Below are 5,573 nucleotides of genomic sequence, written 5' to 3' on the forward strand. Positions count from 1 at the left end.
CCAGCTGCCTGTGTTCAGCCTGCCGGAAGCAGTTTTCGCCAGTCGGCGCCGTCTTTTGCCCCCAATGTGGCCGCCAGCAGGAAAGAGAGGAACTTTGCCAGGACTGCCAGAAGTGGCGGCAGATCTATGACGGACATTTTCTGCAAAACCGGTCCCTGTATTGCTACAACGCGGCCTTCCACGACTTGATGGTGCGCTACAAGCGCTATGGCGATTATCTGCTCTGCCGGGTCCTGCAGGAATTGATTGCTTCCTCGGTCAAACAGCTGTCAGCCGACTGCTACGTGCCGGTCCCCACTTCCCCGGAGCACCGGCAAAAGCGCGGCTACGACACGATCTGGGAAATTTTCGCGCCCTTGCTGCCTTTGACGCCGCTTTTGGCCAAGCGGCCGGGCAGCGGGGCCCAGGGGGAAAAAGGCAAAAAAGCCCGGATGCAGGCCAAGCAAAATTTTTTCCTAAATCCGGAATTTAGGGGTACAATAACAGGCAAGATCATCCTTTTGGATGACATTTACACTACAGGCCGAACGCTTTACCATGCGCGCGACGTGATTGAAGCGGCTTTTCCTGAATGCCGGGTCGAAAGTTTTTCAATTAGTCGCTAAATATTTTCACAAAGCGCTTACAAGTTTGGTATAATATGAGTGTAAAGAAACCGCGCAAGCGGGAAAGGAGATACTTATTATGTTAAAGTACAATGTTCGTGGCGAAAATATTGAAGTTACTGAAGCTTTGAGAGACTATGTTGAAAAGCGCTTGACTAAGTTGGAAAAATACTTTGATTTGAGCCAAGATGTAATCGCTCATGTAAATCTGAAGGTATACCGTGACCACTCAGCTAAGGTCGAAGTAACCATTCCACTTCCGTACCTGGTTTTGAGAGCTGAAGAAACTACGGATGACATGTACCGCAGCATTGACTTTGTTTCCGAAAAGCTTGAACGCCAAATCAGAAAGTACAAGACCCGCGTAAACCGCAAGAGTCGTGAAAAGGGCGTTGAAGAATTCTTCGTTCCTGAAGAAGCAGCTCCAGCTGAAGAAAAGGAAGAAAAGACGCCAATGTTCAAGATCGTTCGCAACAAGCGCGTCAACTTGAAGCCAATGGATCCAGAAGAAGCAATCTTGCAAATGGACATGCTGGAACACGACTTCTTTGTTTTCCAAGATGCTGAAACCAACGGCACCAGCGTGGTTTACCGCCGCAACGACGGCAGCTACGGCTTGATCGAAACCAACGAATAGTTTTGCCGTTTCTTAAATTTGAATACTCGGGCTTTGAGCCAAGCAGGACACAATAATTATTGTATCCTGCTTATTTTTGTAGATTATTTTAATTTTTAGCATTTACATGTTAAAATTATTTTGTGCTTTTAGACCAAATATCAGAATTAAGGACGATTAGATGGCAAACATTTTAAAGAAGATATATAACGCTGACAAAAGAGAACTGAAGCGTTTTGAAAAAATTGCTGACCAAGTAGAATCATACGCGGACCAGATGGCCGCCTTGTCTGATGAAGAACTGCAGGCAAAGACGCCGGAATTCCGCAAGCGCCTGGAAGACGGGGCAAGTCTGGACGACCTGCTGCCGGAAGCCTTTGCGGTAGCCCGGGAAGCTTCCAAGCGGGTTTTGGGCCTGTATCCTTTCCACGTGCAGATCTTGGGTGGGATTGCCCTGCACCGGGGCAACATTGCCGAGATGATGACCGGTGAAGGTAAGACCTTGACAGCCACGATGCCGGTTTACCTGAACGCTTTGACTGGCAAGGGCGTGCACGTTGTCACGGTTAACGAATACCTTTCCAGCCGTGACGAAACTGAAATGGGCCAGCTGTACCGCTGGCTGGGGCTGACCGTGGGCTTGAACATCAGCACCATGTCCCCGGAAGAAAAGCGGGAAGCCTACGCCTGCGACGTGACTTACTCAACCAACTCCGAACTCGGCTTTGACTACTTGAGAGACAACATGGTTGTCTACAAGGAGCAAATGGTGCAGCGGCCGCTTAACTACGCCATCATCGACGAAGTTGACTCCATCTTGATCGATGAAGCGCGGACGCCTTTGATCATTTCCGGTGAAGCTGAACAAGCCAACGCCGACTACGTCCGGGCTGACCGCTTCGTTAAGAAGCTGGTTGAAGACAAGAGCGACAACGACGCTGATGACGATGAAGACCACGGCGACTACAAGATCGACTGGCCAACCAAGACCATTTCCCTGACCAGAACGGGGATTCAAAAGGCCTGTGACCACTTCGGCTTGAAGAACCTTTACGACGTGGAAAACCAGAAGCTGGTCCACCACATCGACCAAGCCCTGCGGGCCAACTACATCATGCTCAAGGACATCGACTACGTGGTTCAAGACGGTGAAGTTTTGATCGTTGACTCCTTTACCGGCCGTGTCATGGAAGGCCGCCGCTACTCAGACGGCCTGCACCAGGCCATCGAAGCCAAGGAAGGGGTCAAGATCCAGGAAGAATCACAGACCCAGGCTACGATTACCTACCAGAACTACTTCAGAATGTACAAGAAGCTGGCCGGGATGACGGGTACGGCCAAGACGGAAGAAGAAGAATTCCGGGAAATCTACAACATGGAAGTCATCACTATTCCGACCAACAAGCCGGTCATCAGACAGGACATGCCTGACCTGCTTTACCCGACGCTGGATTCCAAGTTCAAGGCCGTCGTTGAAGAAATCAAGGAGCGCCACGCCAAGGGCCAGCCGATTCTGGTCGGCACGGTGGCCATTGAATCTTCAGAACGCTTGAGCCACATGCTGGACCAGGCGCACATTCCGCACGCAGTTTTGAACGCCAAGAACCACGCCAAGGAAGCGGCGATCATCATGAACGCCGGCCAGCGCGGGGCTGTGACGATCGCCACCAACATGGCCGGTCGTGGGACCGACATCAAGCTGGGGCCGGGCGTCAAGGAACTGGGCGGTCTGGCTGTCATCGGGACGGAAAGACACGAGTCCCGCCGTATCGACAACCAGCTGCGGGGCCGGTCCGGCCGTCAAGGCGACCCGGGCTACACCCGCTTTTACCTGTCTTTGGAAGACGACCTGATGAAGCGCTTTGGCGGTGACCGGGTCAAGGACTTCCTGGACCGCCTGTCAGACAATGACGACGACAAGGTCATCGAAAGCCGCCTGATTACCCGTCAGGTTGAATCCGCGCAAAAGCGGGTTGAAGGCAACAACTACGACACCAGAAAGCAGACCCTGCAATACGACGACGTCATGCGGATCCAGCGGGAAATCATCTACAAGGAACGGATGCAGGTCATTGACGAGCAGAAGTCTTTGAAGGACGTTTTGATGCCGATGATTCACCGGACGATCGACCACCAGGTGGACATGTTCACCCAGGCTGACCGGTCAACTTGGCGTCTGGACTCGCTGCGGGACTTCATCGTTTCCAGCCTGGCCAGCGAAGAATACGTGGACTCGAAAATCGACTTCAAGACCTTCACGCCAGACGGCTTGAAGAAGCAGCTCTACCAGCTGGTTGAAGACAACTACAAGGAAAAGGAAGCTGCCCTGGCTGATCCGGAACAGATGCTTGAATTCGAAAAGGTCGTCATCCTGCGGGTTGTCGACGAGCACTGGACCAACCACATTGACGCCATGGACCAGCTGCGCCAGTCAATCGGCCTGCGCGGCTACGGCCAGCTGAACCCGCTGGTTGAATACCAGGACTCTGGTTACAACATGTTTGAAGAAATGATCAGCGACATTGAGTTTGACGTGACCCGCCTCTTCATGAAGGCTCAGATCAGAAACAACTTGAGTCGTTAACAAATCGTAAAAGAGGAGGCGGCAGCCTCCTCTTTTTGGTTATAATAAAAGCAGTCAAAACAGTATAAATTTTTAGACAAAGGACGAAAAAAATGGAAATCAGTGAAATTCAAAATGCATTAGACGAGCTGCGGACCCGGCTTAACCACTTCAGGGGGTCTCTTTGACTTCGACAATATCAGTGAAAGCATCGAAATCAATGAAGCCAAGATGGCTGAACCGGGCTTTTGGGACAATCAAGAAGCGGCCCAGAAGCTGATTGCCGAAACCAACCTGCTCAAGGAAAAGCGCGACTCCTTCAAGGCCCTGGAAAAGGACCTGGTAGACGAAGAGACGGCCCTGGAATTGCTCCGCTTGGAAGCTGACCCGGACCTAAAAAGCGACACTGAGGCCCAGCTGGACCAGCTGCAGGAAAAGTTCCACCAGTATGAGCTGAACCTGCTCTTGTCCGGTGAATACGACGGCCACAATGCCCTGATGGAAATCCACCCGGGCGCTGGCGGCACCGAAGCCATGGACTGGGGCAACATGCTGCTGAGAATGTACCAGCGCTACTGCGATTCCCACGGCCTGAAGTTTGAGGTCAACAACTTTGAACCGGGCGATGAGGCCGGCTTAAAGAGCGTCAGCGTGCGCATCTCCGGCAAGAATGCCTACGGGCTGCTGAAGTCAGAACACGGCGTTCACCGCCTGGTGCGGATCTCGCCGTTTGACTCGGCCAAAAGGCGGCATACGTCCTTCGCGTCGGTTGAAGTTATTCCTGAAGTCGATGATTCAATTGAGATCGACATCGACCCCAAGGACCTCAGAATCGACGTCTACCGGTCTTCCGGGGCGGGCGGCCAGCACATTAACAAGACTTCCAGCGCGGTGCGGATCACCCACATTCCGACCGGGATCGTGACGACTTCGCAGGCCCAGCGTTCGCAGTTCCAGAACCGGGACACGGCGATGAATGAAATGCGGGCCAAGCTCTTCCACCTGGAAGAAGAAAAGAAACGCAAGGAAAAGGCGGCTTTGAAGGGCGAACAGCTCGACATTGCCTGGGGCTCGCAGATCCGGTCTTACGTCTTTCACCCATACAGCATGGTGAAGGACCACCGGACCAATTACGAAACCGCGGATGTCAACGGCGTGATGGACGGGAAGCTTGATCCGTTCATCTACGCTTATCTGCAGTGGCGCTTGAGCCAGGAAAACCCAGAATAAGAGGAACATTATGTCATTTTCAACGATTGTATTGCTGGTTTTGGCGGCGATAGTGGCCCTGGCCCTGCTGTCGGTCTTTTTCAAGGCCTTGATTGCCCTGCTGCCGGTCGGCCTGGTCGTGGTTTTGGTCCTGTGGCTGTATTACCGCTTTTATTGGCGGAAAAAGCACGATCTGCCCGACCGGCCGGACCCGGACCCGTTCAGTCGCTATCAGTCGGCCGACCCGCAGCGTCCGCGGAAAAGGGCGCAAGACGTGACAATTAGAGATGTTGATGATAGTGAGGCAAAAAATGACGAACACGGTAAAACTAACTGAGCTGATCAAGGACAATTCCAACCTGCGGGTCCTGCAGGGGCAGGAAGACGTGGCGAAAAAGAGCATCACGGTGTCTGACGTTTACCGGCCGGGGCTGGAACTGAGCGGCTATTTCGACTTTTACCCGGCTGACCGGGTGCAGCTGCTGGGCCGGACGGAAATTTCCTACGCGGCCCGGCTGGACCATGACCTGCGCCGGCGGGTTTTTGAAAAAATCTGCCAGAAGCAGACGCCGTGCCTGCT

5 protein-coding genes and 1 pseudogene are annotated in these 5,573 nt (G+C 53.0%); all 6 read left to right on the forward strand.

All coding sequences use genetic code 11. The annotated features are described in order from the left end of the window. The coding region (locus lacNas_RS09985; protein WP_201346821.1) for a ComF family protein at positions 1-605 on the forward strand (605 nt) is incomplete at its 5' end. Positions 606-684: 79 nt separating this feature from the next. Next, positions 685-1,242 (forward strand): ribosome hibernation-promoting factor, HPF/YfiA family, encoded by a 558-nt coding sequence (gene hpf / locus lacNas_RS09990; protein WP_201330926.1) that lies wholly within the window; start codon positions 685-687, stop codon positions 1,240-1,242. 160 nt (positions 1,243-1,402) lie between these two features. Beyond that, on the forward strand, positions 1,403-3,805 hold the full coding sequence (secA, locus tag lacNas_RS09995) for a preprotein translocase subunit SecA (RefSeq protein ID WP_201330927.1): 2,403 nt from the start codon (positions 1,403-1,405) through the stop codon (positions 3,803-3,805). Between the two features lie 92 nt (positions 3,806-3,897). Further along, a protein-coding gene (prfB, locus tag lacNas_RS10000; protein WP_201330928.1) for a peptide chain release factor 2 occupies positions 3,898-5,014 on the forward strand; the annotation gives its coding sequence in 2 pieces (ribosomal slippage) (positions 3,898-3,969 and positions 3,971-5,014; 1,116 coding nt in all). Positions 5,015-5,024: 10 nt separating this feature from the next. Beyond that, positions 5,025-5,330 (forward strand): hypothetical protein, encoded by a 306-nt coding sequence (locus lacNas_RS10005; protein WP_201330929.1) that lies wholly within the window; start codon positions 5,025-5,027, stop codon positions 5,328-5,330. Further along, positions 5,305-5,573 (forward strand): annotated as a pseudogene (locus lacNas_RS10010) (HPr(Ser) kinase/phosphatase); the annotation flags it as partial. The gene lacNas_RS10005 and the pseudogene lacNas_RS10010, both read left to right, overlap by 26 nt.

The organism is Lactobacillus nasalidis, from assembly GCF_016587775.1.
Lineage (GTDB): Bacteria > Bacillota > Bacilli > Lactobacillales > Lactobacillaceae > Lactobacillus > Lactobacillus nasalidis.